The 22,694-nt window shown below is 42.0% G+C and carries 19 protein-coding genes; 6 read left to right on the top strand and 13 right to left on the bottom strand.

Annotation, left to right across the window (positions count from 1 at the left end; all coding sequences use genetic code 11):
* Positions 1-29: 29 nt before the first annotated feature.
* Positions 30-1,586, bottom strand: a complete 1,557-nt coding sequence (locus G6N79_RS10340) for a Na+/H+ antiporter (protein WP_234993243.1) — start codon at positions 1,584-1,586, stop codon at positions 30-32.
* A 226-nt stretch (positions 1,587-1,812) separates the two neighbouring features.
* Between G6N79_RS10340 and G6N79_RS10345 the strand changes: the two genes are divergently transcribed.
* Positions 1,813-3,162 (top strand): Gfo/Idh/MocA family protein, encoded by a 1,350-nt coding sequence (locus tag G6N79_RS10345; RefSeq protein WP_103907250.1) that lies wholly within the window; start codon positions 1,813-1,815, stop codon positions 3,160-3,162.
* A gap of 147 nt (positions 3,163-3,309) precedes the next feature.
* Here the strand turns inward: G6N79_RS10345 and G6N79_RS10350 are convergent, their stop codons facing one another.
* Together G6N79_RS10350 and G6N79_RS10355 are read right to left on the bottom strand one after the other, a co-directional pair.
* Entirely contained in the window at positions 3,310-4,287 is a 978-nt protein-coding gene (locus tag G6N79_RS10350) for a helix-turn-helix transcriptional regulator (RefSeq protein ID WP_103907251.1), read from the bottom strand.
* Between the two features lie 7 nt (positions 4,288-4,294).
* On the bottom strand, positions 4,295-5,131 hold the full coding sequence (locus tag G6N79_RS10355; RefSeq protein ID WP_103907252.1) for an MBL fold metallo-hydrolase: 837 nt from the start codon (positions 5,129-5,131) through the stop codon (positions 4,295-4,297).
* A gap of 108 nt (positions 5,132-5,239) precedes the next feature.
* Here G6N79_RS10355 and G6N79_RS10360 point away from each other — a divergent pair, with 108 nt between their 5' ends.
* On the top strand, positions 5,240-5,692 hold the full coding sequence (locus G6N79_RS10360; protein ID WP_200818827.1) for a putative quinol monooxygenase: 453 nt from the start codon (positions 5,240-5,242) through the stop codon (positions 5,690-5,692).
* Between the two features lie 228 nt (positions 5,693-5,920).
* The gene (locus G6N79_RS10365; RefSeq protein ID WP_103907253.1) at positions 5,921-6,640 is read left to right on the top strand and encodes a class I SAM-dependent methyltransferase; all 720 of its coding nucleotides are present in this window, start codon (positions 5,921-5,923) and stop codon (positions 6,638-6,640) included.
* Positions 6,641-6,771: 131 nt separating this feature from the next.
* Here the strand turns inward: G6N79_RS10365 and G6N79_RS10370 are convergent, their stop codons facing one another.
* Together G6N79_RS10370 and G6N79_RS10375 are read right to left on the bottom strand one after the other, a co-directional pair.
* On the bottom strand, positions 6,772-8,961 hold the full coding sequence (locus G6N79_RS10370; RefSeq protein WP_103907254.1) for a glutamine synthetase III family protein: 2,190 nt from the start codon (positions 8,959-8,961) through the stop codon (positions 6,772-6,774).
* 200 nt (positions 8,962-9,161) lie between these two features.
* Positions 9,162-11,954, bottom strand: coding sequence for a S9 family peptidase (locus G6N79_RS10375; RefSeq protein WP_103907255.1), 2,793 nt, complete (start codon positions 11,952-11,954; stop codon positions 9,162-9,164).
* Between the two features lie 90 nt (positions 11,955-12,044).
* On the opposite strand from G6N79_RS10375, the gene G6N79_RS10380 reads away from it, so the two are divergent.
* Positions 12,045-12,779 carry an SIMPL domain-containing protein gene (locus G6N79_RS10380; protein WP_103907256.1) on the top strand — a complete coding sequence of 245 codons (735 nt, stop codon included), beginning with the start codon at positions 12,045-12,047 and terminating at the stop codon, positions 12,777-12,779.
* A gap of 106 nt (positions 12,780-12,885) precedes the next feature.
* Here G6N79_RS10380 and G6N79_RS10385 read toward each other — a convergent pair whose 3' ends face one another.
* From G6N79_RS10385 to G6N79_RS10415, 7 genes are all read right to left on the bottom strand, one after another.
* Entirely contained in the window at positions 12,886-13,338 is a 453-nt protein-coding gene (locus G6N79_RS10385; RefSeq protein ID WP_103907257.1) for a PepSY-like domain-containing protein, read from the bottom strand.
* 36 nt (positions 13,339-13,374) lie between these two features.
* Complete coding sequence (locus G6N79_RS10390) at positions 13,375-13,818, bottom strand: PepSY-like domain-containing protein (RefSeq protein WP_103907258.1); 444 nt, start codon at positions 13,816-13,818, stop codon at positions 13,375-13,377.
* A 78-nt stretch (positions 13,819-13,896) separates the two neighbouring features.
* Positions 13,897-15,174 (bottom strand): sensor histidine kinase, encoded by a 1,278-nt coding sequence (locus G6N79_RS10395; protein WP_103907259.1) that lies wholly within the window; start codon positions 15,172-15,174, stop codon positions 13,897-13,899.
* Positions 15,174-15,845 carry a response regulator transcription factor gene (locus G6N79_RS10400; RefSeq protein WP_103907260.1) on the bottom strand — a complete coding sequence of 224 codons (672 nt, stop codon included), beginning with the start codon at positions 15,843-15,845 and terminating at the stop codon, positions 15,174-15,176. The genes G6N79_RS10395 and G6N79_RS10400 overlap by 1 nt, the downstream gene beginning before the upstream one ends.
* Positions 15,846-15,939: 94 nt before the next feature.
* Positions 15,940-18,024 carry a TonB-dependent receptor gene (locus tag G6N79_RS10405; RefSeq protein WP_160003787.1) on the bottom strand — a complete coding sequence of 695 codons (2,085 nt, stop codon included), beginning with the start codon at positions 18,022-18,024 and terminating at the stop codon, positions 15,940-15,942.
* A 13-nt stretch (positions 18,025-18,037) separates the two neighbouring features.
* The gene (locus G6N79_RS10410) at positions 18,038-19,282 is read right to left on the bottom strand and encodes a BamA/TamA family outer membrane protein (protein ID WP_103907261.1); all 1,245 of its coding nucleotides are present in this window, start codon (positions 19,280-19,282) and stop codon (positions 18,038-18,040) included.
* A 130-nt stretch (positions 19,283-19,412) separates the two neighbouring features.
* Positions 19,413-20,315 carry a 1-aminocyclopropane-1-carboxylate deaminase/D-cysteine desulfhydrase gene (locus tag G6N79_RS10415; RefSeq protein ID WP_103907284.1) on the bottom strand — a complete coding sequence of 301 codons (903 nt, stop codon included), beginning with the start codon at positions 20,313-20,315 and terminating at the stop codon, positions 19,413-19,415.
* A gap of 63 nt (positions 20,316-20,378) precedes the next feature.
* On the opposite strand from G6N79_RS10415, the gene G6N79_RS10420 reads away from it, so the two are divergent.
* Complete coding sequence (locus tag G6N79_RS10420) at positions 20,379-21,410, top strand: RluA family pseudouridine synthase (protein ID WP_103907262.1); 1,032 nt, start codon at positions 20,379-20,381, stop codon at positions 21,408-21,410.
* 15 nt (positions 21,411-21,425) lie between these two features.
* Positions 21,426-22,280 carry an aminotransferase class IV gene (locus tag G6N79_RS10425; RefSeq protein WP_103907263.1) on the top strand — a complete coding sequence of 285 codons (855 nt, stop codon included), beginning with the start codon at positions 21,426-21,428 and terminating at the stop codon, positions 22,278-22,280.
* A gap of 26 nt (positions 22,281-22,306) precedes the next feature.
* Here the strand turns inward: G6N79_RS10425 and G6N79_RS17545 are convergent, their stop codons facing one another.
* Positions 22,307-22,498, bottom strand: a complete 192-nt coding sequence (locus tag G6N79_RS17545; protein WP_103907264.1) for a DUF1572 family protein — start codon at positions 22,496-22,498, stop codon at positions 22,307-22,309.
* Between the last annotated feature and the right edge of the window lie 196 nt (positions 22,499-22,694).

The raw sequence follows: 22,694 nt of genomic DNA on the forward strand, positions 1-22,694 counted from the left end.
TTTGTTGTCAGAAAATCTATTCCAGTACATTAAACGTATTTTAAACGTTCCTCTTCAAGGTCAATCTGCTGGATTTGTTGGCGGATGATGTCTTCATCGTATTCTTCTTCCTTATTTAAGAGGGATAAGTATTGCCTTTGTTCCTCAAAGATTTCCAGCAGTATCTTTCGGCTGGTCTCATCCATCCAACTGCTATCTTGGACTTTGGATTGGTCTTCCCAATGTTTAAGTATTTTTTCCATTCCTGCATGACCTTTATATTCCTCGGCATATTTTTCTTTCACAAAATTATACACATGGTTTCGCAGGCCTACTTTCATCTTTTGTCTAGTGTTCCGTTCTATTTCTTCTTGATCTTCCAACCCTTGGAACGGCTTTACCCTACGGATGATATAGGGCAAGGTAAGTCCCTGAATAACCAACGTGAGCAAGATTGCTACAAAGGTTATAAACAGGATGAGGTTCCGATGTGGGAAAGCTTCTCCATTTGGTAGGGTAAGGGGGATGGCCAATGCTGCAGCCAAAGAGACCACGCCACGCATCCCAGTCCACCCCAATATAATTGGAAGGAACCACCTTCTTTTTCTAAATTGTGCCTGGTGAGCAATCTGTCGCCTGAAAATAATGGTAGCAAACATACCTGCATAGGCTGAGATAATACGGGCAATGATCAGAATGGCAGTAACCAGTACACCATAGCCAATTGCCACTTTTAATGGTGTCCCGTGGGCGCGAATGCCAGAAACGATTTCCGGAAGGTCCAAGCCTATGATCAAAAATACCGCACCATTCAGTAGAAAGACAAAACTTTCCCATACACTGTACCCTTTTATCCGGCTGCTGCTGGATAGATACTTCAATCGACGCGCTGACATAAATAGGCCACCCGTTACTACCGCCAATACGCCTGAACAATGGAATTGTTCAGCGATCCAATACATAAAATATGGTTCTACCAAGGTCAGGGCAATATCTGAAGGAGCATCAGTGGAAAGATGTTTGTGAATCCAGATAAATATGAATCCGACCAAAAGACCAATGCTTACCCCACCGAACAACATCCAGAGAAAATCTACAGCGGCCTCTTGGATTACGAACTGACCGGTGCCTACAGCAACAAGTGCAAAACGGAAAATAATCAACGAGCTGGCATCGTTCAATAAACTTTCCCCCTCCAGTATAGCAGCAGTTGATTTTGGGACCTTTACAAACTTGATAATAGCACCGGTGCTGACAGCGTCAGGAGGTGATACAATTCCTCCCAATACAAAACCGAGGGCAATGCTGAATCCTGGAATAATTTGATTGGTGAATAGAGCAACCAACAAAGCGGTGAAAAACACGACCAAGAATGCAAAACTTCCAATGATACGCCACCATTTCCTCATTTCCTTAAAAGAAACGGACCATGCTGCTTCAAAGAGCAATGGAGGTAAGAAAATAAAAAATATGAGGTCAGGGTCTATTTTAATCAAAGGCAATCCGGGGATAAAACTAATTGCTAAACCCGCAAGGACTAAAAGAATGGGGTAGGCTATTTTCAGTTTATTAGCCCAAATAGTCAGGATTACTATGACAAGTACCATAACCAAAATGAATGGGAGTATTGTATGCATAAAGTTGTGTGATTATTGAAAGTAAATGTAAGAAATCAGCGAATCTCTTGAATCCGAGATTTTTCCATTTGTAGCTATACTGTAGTTTCCGGATGGTTACTGGAATTTGACACCTATGAAAATTTGGATAAAATAGCCCTATTATTGCCTATAAAATCCTATCTTAAGGGGAATAAACCTAACCTTACCGAATACCATGAAAAATTTAAGCTTCAATCGCCGACAATTTCTTGCAGGTTCTGCCTCGTTGCTTTCACTTGCCGCATTGGGTAACCCTGTTCATTCTTTTGCTCATTTCGCAAACAAACGGGTCGGTCTGATCGGCTGTGGATGGTATGGGAAGGGCGATTTATTCCGTTTATTGCAAGTTGCCGATGTGGAAGTGGTTGCCATTTGTGATGTGGATGAGCGACATCTCCATGAAGCAGCAGCGCTAATTGCCGGTAAACAGAAATCGAAAAAGGAACCAAAAAAATATAAGGATTATCGAGATTTATTGAAAGAAAATACCCTTGACCTGGTACTTATCGGTACGCCCGACCATTGGCATGCACTTATGGCCATTGCAGCAGTCGAAGCAGGAGCACATGTTTATCTGCAGAAGCCTGTCAGTGTGGATGTGCTAGAAGGGGAGGCCGTGGTTGCCGCAGCTAGAAAACATAACAGGAAAATCCAAGTCGGAACGCAACGCCGAAGCACGCCCCATATGCAGGACGCCAAGAAAAATATTGTCGATAAGGGGCTTCTGGGAAAAATATCCCACGTAGAAATGTGCTGTTACTACCACATGAAGAGCAGTGCAAATCCACCGTTGCAAGAGGTGCCTGCATTCCTTGATTATGAATTATGGACAGGTCCTGCTCCATTACGACCTTATGATGGTCTTCCGCACGGTGGATGGTGGCGGTCCTTTATGGAATACGGAAATGGCATTACTGGGGATATGTGCGTTCATATGTTCGATACGGTCCGGTGGATGCTGGGATTGAAATGGCCGAAGAAAGTAGAGGCCACAGGTGGCATCTATGTGCAAAAGGAGGGAAAGTCCAATATCGCGGACACCCAGACTGCCATATTTGAATATGATGAGCTCAACTGTGTTTGGACGCATCGTACCTGGGGGACACCTACCGATCCGGAATACCCTTGGGCATTTATCCTCTATGGTGATAAAGGAACACTTAAGGGAAGTGTGATGAAATATGAATTTATTCCCACCAAAGGAGAGAAAATTATCAAAGAGGTCCTATATGAAAAAGAAAAATACCCCGAAGATCTGAAAGAACCAAGGATTGAATTGCATGCAGCTCCAGCATCTCGACGCCACCTGTTGAATCTCTTGGAAGCGATAGATACCGACACCTTACCTGTAGCCGATATTTTGGAAGGTCATATTTCCTCTGCCAGCTGTATTCTGGCAAATATTTCCATGCAATTGCAACGACCGATCTACTATGATCCCGAGAAAAGAATCTGTGTGGATGATAAAGAAGCCACTGCACTGTTAAAAAGAGAATATAGAGCGCCGTGGAGACATCCCTTTTAGAGATGAGATGTGAGATGTGAGATTTGAGACAGTGTGTCCTTTTATCTCTTTAATTCAGGACGATGCTTGCTCCTTGGAGGTGAGAGTTGATTGATTAAATTATTGAGTTTGGGATCGGTGAAGTAATTTTGATATTTATAGCAGACTTTAAATTTTAGGTTCGTGCTTGAGGCTGATCTCACGTAATAGGTTTATAAAGTTATCGCGTAAAATTTGTGGTTCAGCGATTTCGATCATATCTCCGAACATTAACAACCATCGTGGAAATTCATGCTTTATATCTTTGACATCAAAATGCATCTCAATATGATCTGCATGTTTAATTTCGTCTACTAGGCCGTAGTAATTCCTTTGCCAACGGAGATAACTGGAATATTCGGGTTTTACCCGAATAATGGCCCTGACTTTAGGTGCTTCGGGTTGAGCTTTTGCCTCTAGGTATTCCCCAATGGTCATGTGACGGGTACTAAATGGTGTTTTTGTTAATTGAATCCGGTTGATGCGGTCGCTTCGAAATTGCCGAAAGTCTTGTTTTTCTATGCAGAAAGCAACGATATACCAGAAGCCGATTTCATGGATAATGCCAATCGGCTCAATGGTCCGAAGCTGCGGACGGTCGTCTTTAATGCCTTGATAATCAATCTGTACTTGTTTTTTATTGGCTATGCTTTCAATGGCGTAGCTCAGTACATGGGGAACTTTTTCCTGAAATATAGGGCTTCCCTGTTTACGCATGATGATTTGATCCTGGGTATGGTTGACCAGATCGAGTTCTTGACTTTTTAGGATGGCCTTTATTTTCATCATGGCGGAGGCATGGATGGCCGCACTGGCTTCATCCAAGAATTTCTCCGCTAATTTTTCCACAGCTACGAAACTGAGTGCTTCTTCTTTGGTAAAACTAACAGGAGGGAGGCGGTAGCCTTCCATCAGGCTGTAGCCCATTCCCGCTTCCCCAATTAGGGGAACGCCGGCTTGTTCCAGACTGCGAATATCCCTATAGATGGTACGTAGGCTCACGTCGAAACGATCGGCCAAATCCTGTGCCCGAACAACGCGCTTTGATTGCATCTGGATCAGGATTTCAACGATTCGGTCCAGACGTTTTTTTATATCTACAGACATCGCTGACTTATAGTTCGCTTAATTTGAAGGTGTCTTTCAGTCGGATGCCCTTTTCTGTATACTGCAGCGTGGCGCATTCATGTTCAGCATCATGCTCCAGAAACATAATGTATTCCTTATCCACGATCTCTTTCCAATAATCTTGACGCTCTTGCATGGTTACCAAAGGACGCACGTCATACCCCATAACATAGGCGATGGGGATATGGCCGACGGAAGGAAGCAGATCTGCCATATACAGTAAGGTTTTTCCCTTATATTCAATCTGCGGCAACATCATGGCTTCGGTATGGCCATTAGCAAAACGCATCTGTATAGATGAATCATATTGGGGAGCGCCGATGTCGATAAAGTTCAACTGACCGCTCTCTTGGATCGGCAAGATATTTTCTTTGAGAAAGGATGCTTTCTCACGCGGGTTGGGGTTTACCGCCCATTCCCAATGATCTTTGTTTGTCCAATATCGTGCGTTTTTAAATGCTGGCAACAAGCGCTCACCTTCGCGAACGATGGCACCTCCACAGTGATCAAAATGAAGATGAGTCAAAATAACGTCTGTGATATCGTCACGGTGGAAACCCAACTTCGCTAGGGAAGAATCCAAGGTGGCATCACCGTGCATGTAATAGTGGCTGAAGAATTTTTCATCTTGTTTGTCGCCAATCCCAGTGTCCACCAACGTCAACCGTTTGCCATCCTCGATAAGGAGCAGACGGGTGGCCCAAGTACACAGGTTTCGTTCGTCGGCAGGGTTTGTCCGTTGCCAAATACTTTTTGGAACAACGCCAAACATGGCACCGCCATCCAGTTTAAAAAATCCAGTATCTATACTATGTAATTTCATTTCGATTCCCTCTTTCTATAAAAATGAGGTTTTCTGCCGAGGTAGGCAAATGAAATTCGTAACTCCTTAAACAAGCTTCCGCTAAAAAAAGTTATCATTGCAAAAGGTATGAAAAAAAATACACTAAACAATTCATTGAAAATGAAACAGATGCTTAAAAGAATATTCTTGCTAACCTTGCTTTTAATAGGTGTTTCGCAGGTACAGGCGCAAATAAACCAACAAAATGACAAACTCTATGTCCGATTGGCGGAAATTGAAATTCGTCCCGAATGTATCGAGGCTTATAGAAAGATTCTGGTCTATGAAGCCAAGGAATCCGTCGCTAAAGAAAAGGGAGTACTCTCCATTTTTCCTATGACGATTGCGGGCGAGCCTCATAAAATCCGAATTCTAGAAATCTATGCGTCAAAACAAGCGTATTCTTCGCATTTGGAAACCGAACATTTTAAATTTTATAAAAACGAGACCGCAAAAATGGTAAAGGATCTGAAATTGATCGATCTGGAGACATTAGATCCAGAATTTATATCAATGATTTTCAAAAAGGCAGTCGATTAACGAATCAGTAATTTTGGTAGTTTTATCCGTATTGCGGGTAGGAAAAAGAAAAGTTAATTGATCAACTTTGACAAGTTAGTTTATAGTCATGTCAACATGATGAGGAAAGGGCATAGTGCCCTTTTTTTGTGCATTATACTTCGATGTGCCTAAGATTCCAAATTATATTCCCTTCATTGGGTGATTTAGCAGTATCTTCGTGGTATAAAATACCCAATCAACAAAATTATGACGTACAGCAAGAAATCTTCGGTGAAGGAAATCCAGGAGCGTTTTGACCAGGATGTGGAACGATTTTCGAATCTGGAAACCGGCCAGTTAACCACATTGGATGCTAAATTCAATATGGACCTGATCACGACGGCAATTGTCAAAGCATACCCAAAGTTGGCCACGGTATTGGATATTGGCTGCGGTGCGGGTAACTATGATGTGAGCTTACTTCAGCAGAAAAGCCCTTTAAACATGACACTTGTGGATCTAAGTAAGCCCATGTTGGAACGTGCCGAGCAACGCGTACGGGTATTGAACACCGGAGAAACCAAAACTGCACAGGGTGACTTCCGGAAAATGGAATTTGCTGCTGGGCAATTTGATGTCATCATCGCTACAGCGGTCCTCCATCACCTGCGTGATGACCAGGATTGGGAAGATGCCTTCAAAAAATTATACAATTGGCTAAAACCAGGAGGCAGCATCTGGATATTCGACCTGATCCAACAGCAAAATCCAGCGCTCCAAAAATTTGTTTACCAAGAACTATACGGTGATTACCTCATCAAACTAAAAGATGAAGCCTATAGAGACCATGTTTTCGCCTATATTGAAAAAGAAGATTCCCCAAGACCCCTCATGTACCAATTGGACATGCTCCGAAAAGTCGGTTTTTCAGAGGTGGATATCCTGCACAAAAACCTATGCTTCGCCTCTTTTGTCGGCGTAAAATAAATCCATAATCACTTGTCTAATAGTCAGATCCTCGTTTGATTAATGCATTCCGTCGTTTCCAAAAAAAAGGACGCCCAATTGGACGTCCTAGGTCTTAATTCTTAATACTAAGTACTATATACTAGTAAATTCTAGTGAATAAAAAGTAACTCTCTTAATTTCGGCAATGGCCATTTCGAATCGTCAACTATTTTTTCCAATTTATTGACATTGTATCGAATTTCATCGAAGAATGGTTTTACCACCTCATCATAAGCAATTGCTTTTTCACGGATATCTTCAATCGTGTTTGCTTTTTTCCGTGCTTGGCGCATTTCTTCTGCTTGTTCCAGAATAATGTTCACATGTTTCGAGATCCGCTCCACATAGTTCAATTGGGAGCTGTATGCTTCCTTGTTAAGCCCTAAATCCTTTAGACCGCGTACATTTTCAATCAACTGATTTTGGTAGATGATACATGCCGGCGCAATTTGACTTGTTACTACATCACCGATAACACGTGCTTCGATCTGTAATTTCTTGAAGAAATTCTCCAACAAGATCTCATGTCTGGCTTCTGATTCTCTTTTGCTGAAGATTCCCAAAGTTTCAAAGAGCGCAATGGATTCTGGTTTTACATAGACATCCAAAGCTTTAGGTGTGGATTTGATGTTGGATAGGCCACGTGCTGCAGCTTCGATTTCCCATTCCTCGCTATAGCCATTTCCTTCGAAACGGATTGCTTTTGAATCTTTAATGTATTTGCGCACCACGTTCAAGATGGCAAGGTCTTTTTTCGTTCCTTTTTTGATTTGCTTATCCACTTCATTCTTAAATTCGATCAACTGGGTTGCCACGATCGCATTCAAGATAGTCATAGGTAGGGCGGAGTTTGCGGATGAACCAACTGCACGGAATTCGAATTTATTTCCTGTAAAAGCAAATGGCGAAGTTCTATTACGATCGGTGTTATCCATCTTTAAGTCTGGAATTTTAGGAATACCATGCCACAAGCTAGCATCAGCCTTCACTTTCTTCGCTACGCGTGCAGATTCAACCTCTTCCAAGATCTCATCCAATTGGGAGCCCAAGAAGATGGAGATAATTGCCGGAGGAGCTTCATTGGCACCTAAGCGGTGGTCATTGGAATGGCTGGCAATGGAAGCACGCAATAGATCGGCATGTTCAAATACTGCCTTAATGGTGTTCACAAAGAACGTCAAGAACATCAGGTTGTTCTTTGGCGTTTTCCCAGGTGACAACAGGTTAACTCCTGTATTGGTGATCAAGGACCAGTTGTTATGCTTGCCTGATCCGTTTACTCCACTATATGGTTTTTCGTGCAATAACACTTTGAAGTTATGGCGGATGGCAACCTGTTCCATGACGTTCATCAACAATTGGTTGTGGTCAATGGCTAAGTTGATTTCCTCAAACATAGGTGCACATTCGAATTGCGATGGTGCAACTTCATTGTGACGGGTCTTCAATGGAATACCTAGTTTAAGGGCTTCATTTTCAAGATCCACCATATACGCTAATACACGTTCAGGGATAGCACCGAAGTAATGATCCTCCAATTGTTGACCTTTAGCGGACATGTGACCAAATAAGGTTCTACCTGTCAATTGCAGATCCGGGCGGGCATTGTAAAGGGCAAGGTCTACCAAGAAGTATTCCTGTTCGATACCTAAAGAGGCAGTCACCTTTGTTACCGCTTTATCGAAGTATTGAGCAACTTCAGTTGCTGCGCGATCGATGGAAGCAATGGCTTTCAACAAAGGCGCTTTGTAATCTAAAGATTCTCCTGTGTAAGAAACGAATACCGTTGGGATACAAAGTGTTTTACCGGCGCCTGTTTCAAAGATGAAAGCAGGGGAGGAAGGATCCCATGCCGTATACCCACGTGCCTCGAAAGTGTTACGGATACCGCCATTTGGGAATGAGGATGCATCAGGTTCCTGTTGAACAAGTGCATCGGCATTAAACTTCTCAATAGCACTACCATCACTATCGGGCTCAAAAAAAGCATCATGTTTTTCTGCTGTCGAACCTGTTAACGGTTGAAACCAGTGGGTATAGTGTGTCGCACCGTTTTCCAATGCCCAAGTTTTCATGGCTTGTGCAATGTAATCCGCCAGTTCGCGGCTGATTCTCTTGTTCTCATCAATAGCAGTGGTCAACTCTTGAAAGGTGCCTTTTGGAAGATAATCTCTCATTTTGTTGATGCTGAATACATTTTTGTTGTAAATGTGAATCGCACGCTCTGAATTCACCTCCGTTGTTTCGTTGAACATGTGCTTGGAAGCGGATTCAACTGCTGAAAGTCTTGAATTTAACATGATGTTTTTGGTGTATTAAATATAAGTTTGTTGATTATGTCTTTATTTTATCAGAAATAATATTCAAAAGTAGAGTAATTTTAGAAAAACAAGTAATTTTTTTTGAAAAAATAATTGATTTCTAATGTTTCGATTGTTTTTTAATAAAAATAGCCGATAAAAATGAATTTTTATCGGCTATTTTTGGTTTTTACACGTTATTATTCTGTCTCAAGACCCCAATCTATTCCTTTTTCAGTTGCTTTGACACCTTTTTTGATCCAATTAGCAGCAGGCTTTCCTTTAAGAAAATGATCGAAGAATTGTGCTTCACGGATTTGAATATCCTTTCTGTTCTGTCTTTGCATTAAATTATGGTCATCGCCATTATAATTTAACAGCCAAACCGGTTTATTCAATCTTCGAAGGGCAGTGAAGAATTCAATACCTTGGTACCACGGCACGGCACCATCTTGATCGTTGTGCATAATGGCAACAGGTGTATTTACCTTATCCATGAAAAAGAGTGGTGAATTTTCAATGTAGAGATCCCGTGCTTCCCACAAACTCTTACCGATACGACTTTGGGTATTCTCGTATTGAAATTGACGTGACATACCCGTTCCCCACCGGATACCGCCATAGGCGGAGGTCATATTGACCACTGGGGCACCTGACCAAGCCGCAGCATACATATCAGTACGCGTTATTAAATGTGCTACTTGATAACCTCCCCAGCTTTGACCCTGGATGCCCATTTTTGTAGAATCAACCCACGCATTGCTCCGGGCAAGGTGCAGCATCCCTGAATTGATATACTCTTCAGCAGAACGACCAGGGTAACCATCTTCGTAACGGATATCAGGTGTGAACACCAAATAACCATTGCTGACGAAATACGGGATATTTAAGCGTGATGGTGTTGGTGCCGGTGCTTGGTAAGTATACAGACCATCGCTTAATGTCTCATAGAAATAGGCGATGATCGGATATTTCTTGTTGGGGTCAAAATCTTCCGGTTTGTATAAAATTCCCTCAGCTTTGAAACCGCGAGGGGTAGTCCAGTTGATCAATTCAGCGGTTCCCCAATTGTAATTGTCTTGCTGCGGATTGATGTCCGTCAAACGTGTCTCTGTTTTAAAATCTTCCAAGACATAAAGATCCGGTGAATGCACGTAATCTTCTTTGGTATAGATTAAAGTATTCAACTTCTCATCCGCGGACAACATTCTGTAGGTAAATGGGCCGGACCAGAGGGGGCTAATATCGTTCTTACCTAATTTGTAAAGACCATTTTCCTTGGTGATCTTATTGAACCCCGTCAGATAGATACTTTTGCTCTCATCGATTTCATTGAAACCTATCCGTGGATCATCCTGTCTATATAAATTTTGGATGCGATAGACAATTTGATTCTTTCTACCCAATCCTTGGCTTAAGTTTATTTTATGTTTTCCATCGAGGCTTAATTTCCAGACATCATAACGGTCATTGATGAATACATGTTTGCCGTCGGTGGTCCAACCTGCTATACCATACGGGCCTGGTGCTGCTGGGACGTCATTCTCTTCATCAACAAAACTCACCGCTAGGCCATCATTCAATTGAACTGTTTTTTCAGATGGAATGTGGAAACTATTCCAACTGCCGTTATCACGGTTGAAGTAGATGATGTACTCACCTTTTGGGGATAACATCGCATAACCAGCATTGGATTTTGTGACCAATTTATTTTTTCCCGTTAAGGTCGATACCGCATAAATATCTGATCTGCTGCCCCCGGACCATTGCGTTTCGATTCTGTAATCTTTGTCCGAAGTGGCCAGCGCCCACTCATTGTCCGCTTCGGGCGTGAGGTTTATCCGATTAAACGTGTCATCAGATAGGGGTAGCACTTGCCTATTGCCCTGTGTATGCAGAACTGCTGTGTAGCTGCGGCTTTGATCACGCTTCAAATTAACCAATTGCATCGGCTGTAAATAATCATCTTGCCAGTGCCATATATCTACCTTGGCGTGTTCAAACTCCACCAAAGTCGTGTCCTTTACTCGGGGAATAGGTGCAAGTCCAAAATAAAGCCGCTTGCCCGATTTGCTGTAGGTTATTGAGCCATCACCGGAAACCGACCAATTTTTAGGGATTCCAGAACTTTGTTGATCAGCAAGAACAATGGCTGAATCCTGTTTGTTGGTGTAATAGTAAAGCTTGTAATCTTTCAATAGCGATTTTTCCGGTGTTTTATCAGCAAGAAAGGAGAGTTGTTGCTCCTGATCATCAAAGGTTAGCTGTTTATATGTTCCTTTTCCCGCACTTATCTTTTTTGGTTTCTTATCCTTCATGTCCATAATAAAAAGCCCAGATTCATTTAAGCTATCCTTTTCTGGACCTTTTATCGAGTAAACCAGATACTTGCCATTTTCACTCCAGGAATAGGTGTCCACTTTCGGGATATTGGTGGTATCCTTTGATGCTAGGTTTAGGATACTTAGCGTCTGCACCGGTTTTTCTTTTTTACTGTTTTTCGATTTGCTGCTATCCTGTTTGGCCATAGGTGTTATTTCCGAAAGGAAGGCTAAATAATCATTTCCTTTTTTCGGAAGCTTGTATGATTTTACCTGTGGATATTTAATGGATACTTCATTGGTCAGGTCAAAGATAAGTAGCGAATCCTTTGGCATTTCTTCGGGTTTCTTCTTTTTTATCTTTGCCTGCCTAGTTTCTTGGAAAAGCGGTTTTATGAGTGTGGCTAGGAATTTTTCATTTTCTGATAGTTGAAGGTCGCTGGCTCGAGGGACGCTCAGGATTTGATTTTTTTTGGCATCATTTAATATAGAAAGTGCATCACCTTCTTGCGGCATGATGGAGTAGTAAATATATTTCCCCGATTTGCTTATTTCTGGGCGACTAATGGATTTCCAGTTGTCATAGACGGAATGGTCTATTGGTTTCTTTTGCGCATGGGAAAGGGATATGCTTCCCAAGGCCAAAAGTAAAAGGCCTAATTTACGATTCATATATGTTGGTGTTTGGAATTCAATTATAGGTAAAATTTACTAACTTAGGTCTTACAAGAAGATAACAATCTTATTATAAATGCTTAATATATGAAAAATGCAGGTATAATTATAGCCATAATCGCCGGATTGGCGGTCATTATCTTTGCCCTAATTTTTGGCAATGCCTATAAATATAAATATCAGGTTTCCAATACGATTAATGTGACGGGGAATGCGAAGACTAATTTTGAAGCGGACATCGTCAAATGGTCTGCGTCTTTCAGTCGAAAATCCATGGATTTAAGTGAAGCATCTGAACAATTGAAACGTGATCGGGATTTGGTTCGCGATTTCTTGGTGCGTCAAGGTATCAATGAGAAGGAAATCCTGTTCAATGCGGTTAATATCACCAGAGATTTCGCTTACCATACGGATCAGAATGGGAATAGTACCAATACATTCACTGGTTATAGTCTTTCCCAGAACGTTTCTGTAGAATCCAAAGAATTGGGCAAAGTCGATAACGCTTCGCGTGAGATTTCCACGCTGATTTCACAAGGGGTGGAGCTGAGCTCCAATTCTCCGAACTATTATTTCTCGGGATTGGAGGATCTGAAGCTGAAATTGATTTCCGAGGCTTCCCAGAACGCGCGGGCAAGAGCTGAAAATATTGCCAAGGAAGCAGGAGGCGCATTAGGTGATTTGGTTAAAGCCGATTTGGGAATCTTTCAGATTACCGGGCAAAATGAGAATGAAGAGTATTCGTATGGAGGTGCCTTTAATACCACTTCCAGAAAGAAAACTGCAAATATCACGGTCAAGACAAGTTATAGAAGTAATTAATTTCGTCCAGAAAGAAAATAAAACAGCCCGTAGGTATTCCCACGGGCTGTTTTATTTTAAGCTATGAATTCATGCTCCTTATTATGTCAAGGAGTGCAAGAGTTCATTATGGATTGATACGGATGAATTTACCATCTTTATCGAATTCAAGATCCAATCCGTTTGTCAATTCAACATCGAATCCGTGTCTTTCCTTCTCTAAGCTGTTGATGCCTGCATTTTTGTAATTAGCTTTCACGTAGTCCAAGATTGCTTTTGGAACAACGTTGTCTGGTATAGCATTAGCATTATTCTGTGCTTCAATATCCAACCAATCACCATTTTTGTCGAATTTCACTTCAATACCGTTGTCTAATAATACATCGTATTCCTTGCCAGTTAGTCCTTCTTTTTCTTCAACTACCGAAAGGATTTTAACGCCGTTAAAATTCGCATTCAGGAAGGTTTTCGCTGTTTGAGGTAGTTCGCCCTCGGCAACTACTGTTTCTTTGTCGTCACAGGATACGAATAATGCTGTTACGGAAAATAATACAACTAGGGATAATAGTAATTTTTTCATGTTCTTATGTGTGTAAATTGTTTAAGTAATTTGTTATTAGTCTTCGATTTTAATGAATTCACCTTTCTTGTTGAATTTCAAGTCGATACCGCTGGTCAGTTCAACTTCGATTTCGCGAGATGATTTGGAAATCTGCTTGATTTCATTGTTCGGGAAACTCTTGTTTACGTAGTTTTTGATAGATGTAGGGACGATTGCTTGGGGTACAGATTTACCTTTGGCATCCACTTCTTTCCATTCTCCATTCTTGTCAAATTCGATTTCTGTACCGTCTGCAAAAACGACTTTGTATTCGATTGGGGAGAAGGTTTCTTTCTCCGATTTTACCAACGAAACTGATTCGTTACCGTAGTACGTTTTTACAAATTGTTGCGCTGTGTTTGGAAGGTTATTTAATTGAATGACCTTTTCCTGTCCGATAGCTTGAAATGATGATCCTGCGATCAAAACAACAAGTCCTGTTTTTATTAGATTGTTCATGTGTTTAAATTTTATATAACAAAGATGAACAGCAAATCTGGAAAGATTTGGGAATCACATTCCCAATTGTATTTTTTTTTATTTCTTTAACGTGAAATGTTGCATGCCAGCAGTATAGGCATAACTGATTTGTAAGTTTTTATGGTGTTCCAAAATGGACTGAACAATGGATAGCCCCAATCCATTGGATTGGTTATCTTGCATACCTTTATGAAAACGAGCAAAAATAAAGTCGGGATTTAGTGCAGTGCTTTTGCTATCGTTCGCGATATCTATTGCCGATTCATCCAAGGCTATTTCTATCTTTCCCCCATCCAGATTGTATTTAATTGCATTCCTCAACAGATTAGATAACAAGATTCTCGCCAATTCAGGATTAATATCTGTCTTAAACTTACCCATTTCCTGTACGTTAAGCTGAATGTTTCGAAATTCGATCAGATCATGGAAATCATCCAAAAGCTCGAGCGTTAATGCATTGAAATCTACTTCCTGGGTAACCGAATATTGGTTGTTCTCTATTCTTGACAGCATCAAAAGTGATTTATTCAACGCCACCATTCTGTGAAGGGATTGTTTCGCTTCGGCGATTTTGACCAGCTGTCCTTCTTCAAGATTTCCTTCCTGGAGAAGCAAATCAAGCTTTCCAATGGTGATGGCCAATGGGGTTTGCAATTCATGCGATGCATTTTCCAGAAATCGCTTCTGTTCGACAAATACATCTTCATTCCGTTTGATCATCTTTTCTATTTGTCCATTGAGTTCCTGAAATTCCTTTATTCCCGTTTGCACAGGGGAAAAGGAGGTTTTATTGCCAAAACGATAGTTGCTTAGGCTTCTGAGGATATGATGGAAGGGGCGCCAAGCTCTGCCCATGATAAAGTGATTGATCAGTAGAATGCTCAAGACAATAACAAGGTAAAGGACGGAAAGTGCAATGGCAAGATTGATCAGATAGTCATCTTCCTCAACGGTGGACGTCCGTATTTCCAGACTGTAGGCTTTACCATCTTTCGTATAGAAACCCGTTTTTAAAATTCGGTAGGGTTCATCTTCATCATCGTAAGGCATATACATCAGTTCTCTGGAGAAATGATTCTTGTCCAGGTTGTCGCTCGGTTGGGCAGGGAGGATACGAAACTGATTGATCCCATATTGTTGGTTATTCATAACGATACTGGGATCGTCGTATGCTTCGCGAATAATCTCAATTTTTTGATTCTTCAGCCCATCATCCACATTGTCATAAACCTCATCCATTAGGAATGCATAGAATAGGAGGGCCCAGATCGCCATGATGATCAAAATGGTAATCGCAACATACTTATTGGTGTAATATTTTACAGAAATCGCCATTATACTAATTTATAACCCACACCGTAAACCGCTTGGATGTCCATTTGTGCATCCGCTTCTTTCAGTTTTTTGCGGACATTTTTGATCTGTGAATAGAGGAAATCCAAGTTATCCGCTTGATCACTGTGATCGCCCCAAACGGATTCCACTAAGGTCGTTTTTTCCATGAGTTTATTGGGGCGGATCATGAAATAATAAAATAAATCAAATTCCTTCCGGTTAAGGACAATCTCCTGTCCATTGACATACACTTGCCGGCTATCGGGATTCAACGACACATTTTTGTAGGTAATGAGTTGCTCCCCATCTCTGGAATTGCGCCTAATGATGGACTTTATGCGCGCCAATAATTCGGAGAGGTGATAGGGTTTCGCCAGATAATCATCGGCGCCAATCTCCAGCCCCAATACCTTATCCTCGACAGAATCCTTTGCCGATAAGATCAATACCGGTTGTTTTTTATGTGCTTCCTTTAAGCTCCGCAAAAGGTCAAGTCCGTTCCCTCCAGGAAGCATGATGTCCAAGAGTATACAATCGTAGTCGTAGTTCATGACTTTATCCAATGCAGCGTCATAATCCGGAGCTGACTCAACAACAAATTGCTCTGCGGTCAGAAATTCCTCCAGATTTTGGCGTAAGGCTTCTTCGTCTTCAATAATCAATATCTTCATAAGGAAACGACAATGTAATTAAAACATTCTGGAAAAATTCTGGAATCTGCTGATTTTCAGTATGCATATGCGGAAATTCCTAAAACCCTAAACTTTACAGCATAAATTTAACCCCGGTATAGAAATTTCTTCCCGGAGCAACGTTAAAATACCGGTTGCCCATCGCATTAATATCATTCCCCAAGCTATATTTACTATCCAGTATATTGTCCACCCCGAAAAATAGTTGAAGGGCATGTCGATTGCTGATTTTTCCGGTCCAGGAGGCTTTAGCCTGCAATAGATGATATTTATCCGCGTATACGGTATTGACATCGTTTAAGGGAATGCTGGAGGTGAAATTGTGCAGCACATTTAGTTCAAACTGTTTGGCAAAGGCCAAGCTCAGCGTATTCACCCATATCCATTCCGGTACCGAGGTGATGCTATTGCCGGAAAGATCCACCTCATTCAGGACATAATCTTGAAATACATAATCCTGATAGGTGAGGTTGGTCGAGAAGATGAGCCCTTTGAGGATTTGCGCTTCCGGGTTACTGATGATTTGGCTCAATAGACTGGCTTCGATCCCTTTTTGATCCATCTCGCCAGCATTGACAAAATATTCGTTGCCTGCTTCATTTAAATGTCTGACAATACCGTTTTTCATCTGATAACTGTATCCGGAAAGGTCTGCGATAAAGCGTCGGTCATTGGTTTCAAAGCGCATTCCCATTTCATAATTTGTCCCGGATTCAGCCTGTAAGTCGCTATTGATCTCATTGTTGGAGGAACGTACCTCTGCAATCGTCGGTGTTGAAAAACCTTTCGAAACCGAACCGCGGACAGCCAAGTTTTTTGTGGCCATATAAGATAGCCCTAGGCGAGGGAGCCAACTTTTAGCAAAGTCGATGTGTCCGTCGCTAGCTGTTTCACCAGGTGTATTCCTTTCAAACTCAATACCGTTGAAATTCAGGCCGATGGATGCTTCAGCCGTAAGTTTATCGTATAGTCGCGCTTTGGCTCGGTAAAAATAGAAATGTTGACCATTCTCTAATTTGTCATCATCGGTTAAGGTGCCACGCTCCCCCAAGTTGTTTTCATGGTTTTTGATGTGGTACCATCCTTTCTGTCCCTCCACACCCAATTGCATCTCCCATTGCAACATGGAATTTTGTTGATCCTGGAAGGAGAGGTAAGTCCGGAAGCCTACATTCTTTTCATTGCGCAATTCATAATTGGTGATAAATGGATTTTCTAGATCGGTATGGGTACCAAATACGGTTATTACATGCTCCAATTGATCGGAAAACTTGTAGGCATGCGTAATACCTCCTAAGATGGTTTTATTATAGATGGCAGCCTTCTGATCCTGTGCACTTGGGAATGGCCCTCCCGCAGGTCTGGACTGCCGTGGATCTTCATCATATTGTTGCTGCGTCAAACCTCCGGGAGTTTCATAACCCAAGTCGCTATAAAGTGCAAGGAATTTTAAGGTCCCTTTTGGATTGTAATCCCATTGATGGGTGGTCTGCAAAAACAACTTATCCATTCCTGTATGTTGCCTATAGCCATCAGAACGCAAATACGCTTGGTCAAAGGAAAATTTATAGGCATCATTGACTTGATGTTGGAATTTAATCTGTTCATGGAACAGGCCATATGAACCTCCGGAAAGCATAATCGATTTCTCATTTTCGTTATTGCTAAATCCCGATGGCATGAAACGGATTATGCCTCCAGAATTTGGTCCGTATAGGGAGCCGTCCGGTCCTTTGATGATATGGATGCTATTTATCCCGACAGGGTCAAGCAAATTGAGGTACGTATTGCCGCTGGCGTCCGTCAAGGGGATTTCATCCAGGTATACTTTCGTATTGCGTACCCCGAAAGGTGAGCGGATCATGCTCCCCCGTAAGGCCAACCGATAGCTTCCCGGCGATCGTTCTTCCATGCGTAGACCAGGGGTACTATTGAAACTGCTTAAAAAGCTGCTAGGGGCTTGGGAGTTCATGAATTTATTGCTGATGACCTTTCCAGAGGTGGTCAGGTCCAACATAGCCTGTGCATTGAAATAGGCCTTGATTTCAACAGGTGCAATCGCATTGATACTGCTGTCTGCTGGTGTTGTTTGCGCTGATGTCGTAGAAATGGTTAGGGATAGTGCTAAGCCTACTAGGCATACGTTCTTTAAGTACATAGATAATAAAGGGTTAAAAGGCTTCGTTAAGACCAAGGAATAAGCCACGTTGGCCAAATCTTCCGAAGGCATAATCAATACATAAATTTGTGCGTGTTGCTTTATTGAACAGTAAGCGCAGACCAGCTCCTGCTGCTGGCTGCCAAATCTGAAAGAGTTTTGTTCCCATCTGATCGTTTGCCGTCTGCACGTTGGCAAATACTACGCCGCTCAGGAATTGATTCCTCAGGATAGGGTAGCGGTATTCCACTTCTGAATAGAAGAAGGATTTGCCTTTGAAATACCCCATGGTGTATCCTCGGCCACTGCGCGCATAGGTGTCTTTAGCGGTTCCTGGAAGGTCTGTATAGGGCAGGTGGCCCCCCAAATTATAGGAGCCAAAATTCCAGAAAGCCAACACATGGTTTGGACGGTCTGTCGATAATTGCCAATATTTGCGGAAATCGGTCTGCAATTGATAGGCATTGTGCGAGCTTCCCATCCACGTTTGGTTCATGCGCAGGACCATATCGAAATAGTAACCTTTATAGGCACTATTGGGGTTGTCACGTGTAAGGTATTGCATATTCAACATCAAACCATTGTTGTTGACGCGGGTCGGGTCGAAGTCGTTCCAGCGGCTATAGATTTCAATAGGTGCCATATTTTCCTCGCTTCCAACCGTGGAGAATTTCCGCTTTAATTCAAAATAGAAGCCGGCACCTACAAAGGCACCTGGGAAGAGTTGCTTATAAACACGCTCGTTGAAAGTGTAGGTCATGAACCTGTTGACAAATCGCTGCCGATCGGGGTTGTTCATGATGAGTTCCTCCGATGTAGGATTGTCCAATGCGCCACCGATGCCCATTCCATAATCCAAACCTACTGCTTTGGCAACCATAAATCCACCCTTAATGTTCCATCTGTTACCCGGCGTGTAGATGTCATGGAGTAGATATCCCACAATAATACCTCGGGTTGTTGCGCTCAAAGCTGTAGCGGCAATAGACATCGTGGTATTTGGCTCATTCCCCAAAACTTTACCGCCTACGGCTTTTATGCCTATTTGCGCACCAATGGAGGGATTGTAGTTCAAATTTGGAAGATAGGAGATCGCTGATCTTTTTCTTTCCGTTTTAACGGAATCCTTTTTCTTAAAAGGGTTGATATCCTGGAAGGCATCGACAATATCGTAAAGATGGGCTGTAGGTAGGATGCTGTCCCGCTGTTCCTTGGTACTTACGGTATCTTGAATCTGGATCTGTGCAAACCCTGACATAACCGTCAGAAAACCTATTAGAAAGAATATGAGCCGAATGTGCATCGCGATGGCAGTAATAGTTTAAGTGAAGAATCAAAAAGCGCAGGCGCTAATTTGTTGTAAAAGTAGGCAAATTTATTAAAATCGGTTAAATGGTTGCCAAGCGGTTAAATTGTTCAAGATAACCCAGGTAACCTGTTAATCCGCCTGTATGAATAACCAAGATTTTGCTGTTCGGTTTGAAGTAGTCTTTCATAATTAAGTCATAAACTCCAAAGACAAGTTTTCCGGTATAGGTCGGCTCAAGCATTATTCCTGTTTTACTCACAAATTCCTTGATGAATAGCAACAGGTCTGGTTTTGTTTTTGCATATCCACCAAAATGATAATCCAGATGTAATTTAATGTGAGCTGGATCAACGCCGAAAGACGTAAATTCATCCAATAAGAAGTCCGCAGATTTCAGTACGGGTATCGTTTCTACCTGCGTTTTGAGTCCGTACTGTGTGATTCCCGCAGCAATTCCGGCAACGGTTGTTCCCGTTCCTGAGGCAACGAAAATATGGTCATAGTCCTGCTCCAGCTCATCTAAGAGCTCCATGCAACCTTGCATGCCCAGCTTGGATTTACCGCCTTCGTCCAGGAATAAACTCTCACGATCATTGAAATGGGTTAAGAACAGATTACGTTTCTCCTTATAGGATTGCCGATCTACAAATTGAAGATCCATACCGAACAACCGGCACATGGATAATACAGCATTGTCGATGTCTTCTCCGCGAACAAAACCAGTTGATGTGAACCCAAAACTTGCTGCTGCCGCTGCGGTTGCTAGCAAGTGATTCGACCAAGCACCACCGAATGTAACCAAATGGTTTATGTTCCGTTGTTGTGCATCGATTAAGTTGTATTTAAGCTTACGCCATTTATTGCCTGATATGAAGGGATGTATCTTGTCATCCCGTTTGAAATAAACGCGCACATTTTTTTTGGAAAATAGTGGATCCTTGATTTCTTCTTCGGGACTATAGATCGGAAATGAAATTAGCATATGCGAATTTATGGAATTTTGGTTCAGGAAGCTGAATTTGTGTAAAAATGCTACTTTTGTGGGATGGTAGATCATTTGGAAAACGAACAGGAGGAGCAGGAGCTTTATGAGCACCTGCGAATTGTTGCAGATAAAGGGCAGGCGCTACTTCGTGTGGATAAATTCCTCATGAATAGGGTAGAGAACACCTCCAGGAACCGGATTCAAAATGCCATTGATGCTGGTACGGTTAAAGTTAATGATAAGGTTGTCAAGGCAAGTTACAAGGTGAAGCCCTTGGATGTCATTACCGTTGTGCTTCCCGACCCACCACGGGATACCGAAGTATATCCAGAAGACATTCCCTTGGATATTATTTATGAAGATGACGATGTATTATTGGTTAATAAAGAGGCTGGTATGGTCGTCCATCCCGGTTTCAACAATTATACAGGGACCTTGGTGAATGCATTGACATTCCATTTAAATCAGCTGCCGACCATGCCGGGCAATACGGGAAGACCGGGATTGGTACATCGGATCGACAAGGATACTTCAGGATTACTGATCATCGCGAAAAATGAATGGGCAATGACTTTTCTTGCCAAACAGTTTTTCGAACATAGCATTTCCCGGAAATATATCGCGTTGGTTTGGGGAGATATTGCGGAAGATGGCACCGTTACGGGATATATTGGCCGAAACCTCAAAGATCGTCGCATTATGGATATGTATGATGACGAGGAGAAAGGAAAATGGTCCGTTACGCACTATAAAGTATTGGAACGCTTAGGCTATGTCACCCTGATTGAATGCCAGTTGGAAACCGGCCGTACACACCAGATTCGTGCCCACATGAAATCCATTGGACATCCCTTATTTAACGATGAGTCTTATGGGGGAAGTAAGATCCTCAAGGGTACAAGTTTCACCAAATACAAACAATTTGTGGAAAATGCTTTCGCCCTATTGCCACGTCAAGCACTGCATGCCAGGAGTTTAGGATTTATCCATCCAAAAAGTAAAGAATATTTGCATTTTGAAGTACCATTACCCGAAGATTTCCGTTTAGGATTAGAGAAATGGAAAGATTATAGTACACACACCCAACACTAATTTCTAGAATATTTTATGCCACATTATATAAATTTTAATGGCACTTTGGTGCCAGAAGATGCTGCGATATTAACTGCTGACAGCCGAGCTTTCCGTTATGGAGATGGTCTTTTTGAAACCATGTTATGGCGCGATGGCGATGTTCGCTTCTTGGACCTGCATGTAGAGCGTCTTAAGGAGAGCATGGAGATGTTGCATTTCGATGATTTCGATAAATTCGATGCCTATTTTATCCGGACAAAAATTGAGGAATTGCTGCGTAAGAACAATATGGTTGGCCAGCAGGCGCGAATCCGACTGATTGTTTACCGCGATGGAGGAGGACTCTATGGTCCGGATAGCAATAAACCTGGCTATGTGCTGCAGGCAGACCGGAAACCGGAAACCCTAAGGGATAAGAAAACCGGACTTATCGTGGATGTCTACGAAGAATATAGAAAGCCTTTTAGTGCCTTGGCGAAGATCAAGTCCAACAATGCTTTAATTTATGTGATGGCAGGACTTTACCGGAAGAAGCATGCTTTTGATGAAGTCATGGTGCTGAATCAAGCAGGTAATTTATGTGAAGGCTTAACTTCCAATATTTTCGTCTTTTATGATAAGGTGCTCTATACGCCGGCATTATCGGAAGGGTGTGTAGCGGGGGTTATGCGCCGCGTCGTGATGGATATGGCTCAGGAACAGGGTATTGAGGTTGTCGAAGCGGAAATAAAGCCAGAAATCATGAAGGTTGCAGATGAAATCTTTTGTACAAATGCCGTGGAGGGGATCCAATGGGTCATGGGCTATAAGCACAAACGCTATTTTAATAAAATCTCGCGGATATTTCAGGAAAGACTGCAGTCATGGACCTATGAGATAGAAGAATAAACGATATACTTGGTTATCATTACCAGCTAGAAAACTCCATTATGGCTGGTAATGATCTTTTTTAACAGAACGATTTGGCCCAAATGGTAATAGGCATGTTCGATCTGACCATCAATATTCCTTTCAAAATCACCATACTCCTTCTTCACAAATGTACTCGTTAGGATATCCTGGTCCAATTGTTCTATACGGAGTGCGAATACCTCAATGGCAGCCAAAAAATTATGCTTTAGTTGTTCCCATTCGTCTTCGGAAGGTGTCAGGTTGGTCGGAAAACTGAATGTATCCGAAATCGTGAGCTCCCCATCTTTGAGGAAATGGTTAAGTCCCTGGATATAAATGTTAGATAATAAATTTTGATCATAATTGAAGTTAATTATCTACTTTATTGAAAAATAGAATGAAAAGAGACGG

Source organism: Sphingobacterium lactis (assembly GCF_011046555.1).
Lineage (GTDB): Bacteria > Bacteroidota > Bacteroidia > Sphingobacteriales > Sphingobacteriaceae > Sphingobacterium > Sphingobacterium lactis.

Excerpts from the sequence above, each read along its gene's own strand:
- G6N79_RS10370 (WP_103907254.1), bottom strand. The coding sequence starts at position 8,961 with ATGTTAAATTCAAGACTTTCAGCAGTTGAATCCGCTTCCAAGCACATG.
- G6N79_RS10355 (WP_103907252.1), bottom strand. The coding sequence starts at position 5,131 with ATGAAATTACATAGTATAGATACTGGATTTTTTAAACTGGATGGCGGT.
- G6N79_RS10385 (WP_103907257.1), bottom strand. The coding sequence starts at position 13,338 with ATGAAAAAATTACTATTATCCCTAGTTGTATTATTTTCCGTAACAGCA.
- G6N79_RS10415 (WP_103907284.1), bottom strand. The coding sequence starts at position 20,315 with ATGCTAATTTCATTTCCGATCTATAGTCCCGAAGAAGAAATCAAGGAT.
- G6N79_RS10410 (WP_103907261.1), bottom strand. The coding sequence starts at position 19,282 with ATGTCAGGGTTTGCACAGATCCAGATTCAAGATACCGTAAGTACCAAG.
- G6N79_RS10340 (WP_234993243.1), bottom strand. The coding sequence starts at position 1,586 with ATGGTACTTGTCATAGTAATCCTGACTATTTGGGCTAATAAACTGAAA.
- G6N79_RS10400 (WP_103907260.1), bottom strand. The coding sequence starts at position 15,845 with ATGAAGATATTGATTATTGAAGACGAAGAAGCCTTACGCCAAAATCTG.
- G6N79_RS10390 (WP_103907258.1), bottom strand. The coding sequence starts at position 13,818 with ATGAACAATCTAATAAAAACAGGACTTGTTGTTTTGATCGCAGGATCA.
- G6N79_RS10420 (WP_103907262.1), top strand. The coding sequence starts at position 20,379 with ATGGTAGATCATTTGGAAAACGAACAGGAGGAGCAGGAGCTTTATGAG.
- G6N79_RS10425 (WP_103907263.1), top strand. The coding sequence starts at position 21,426 with ATGCCACATTATATAAATTTTAATGGCACTTTGGTGCCAGAAGATGCT.
- G6N79_RS10380 (WP_103907256.1), top strand. The coding sequence starts at position 12,045 with ATGAAAAATGCAGGTATAATTATAGCCATAATCGCCGGATTGGCGGTC.
- G6N79_RS10345 (WP_103907250.1), top strand. The coding sequence starts at position 1,813 with ATGAAAAATTTAAGCTTCAATCGCCGACAATTTCTTGCAGGTTCTGCC.
- G6N79_RS10375 (WP_103907255.1), bottom strand. The coding sequence starts at position 11,954 with ATGAATCGTAAATTAGGCCTTTTACTTTTGGCCTTGGGAAGCATATCC.
- G6N79_RS10405 (WP_160003787.1), bottom strand. The coding sequence starts at position 18,024 with ATGTACTTAAAGAACGTATGCCTAGTAGGCTTAGCACTATCCCTAACC.
- G6N79_RS10350 (WP_103907251.1), bottom strand. The coding sequence starts at position 4,287 with ATGTCTGTAGATATAAAAAAACGTCTGGACCGAATCGTTGAAATCCTG.
- G6N79_RS10360 (WP_200818827.1), top strand. The coding sequence starts at position 5,240 with ATGAAAAAAAATACACTAAACAATTCATTGAAAATGAAACAGATGCTT.
- G6N79_RS10365 (WP_103907253.1), top strand. The coding sequence starts at position 5,921 with ATGACGTACAGCAAGAAATCTTCGGTGAAGGAAATCCAGGAGCGTTTT.
- G6N79_RS10395 (WP_103907259.1), bottom strand. The coding sequence starts at position 15,174 with ATGGCGATTTCTGTAAAATATTACACCAATAAGTATGTTGCGATTACC.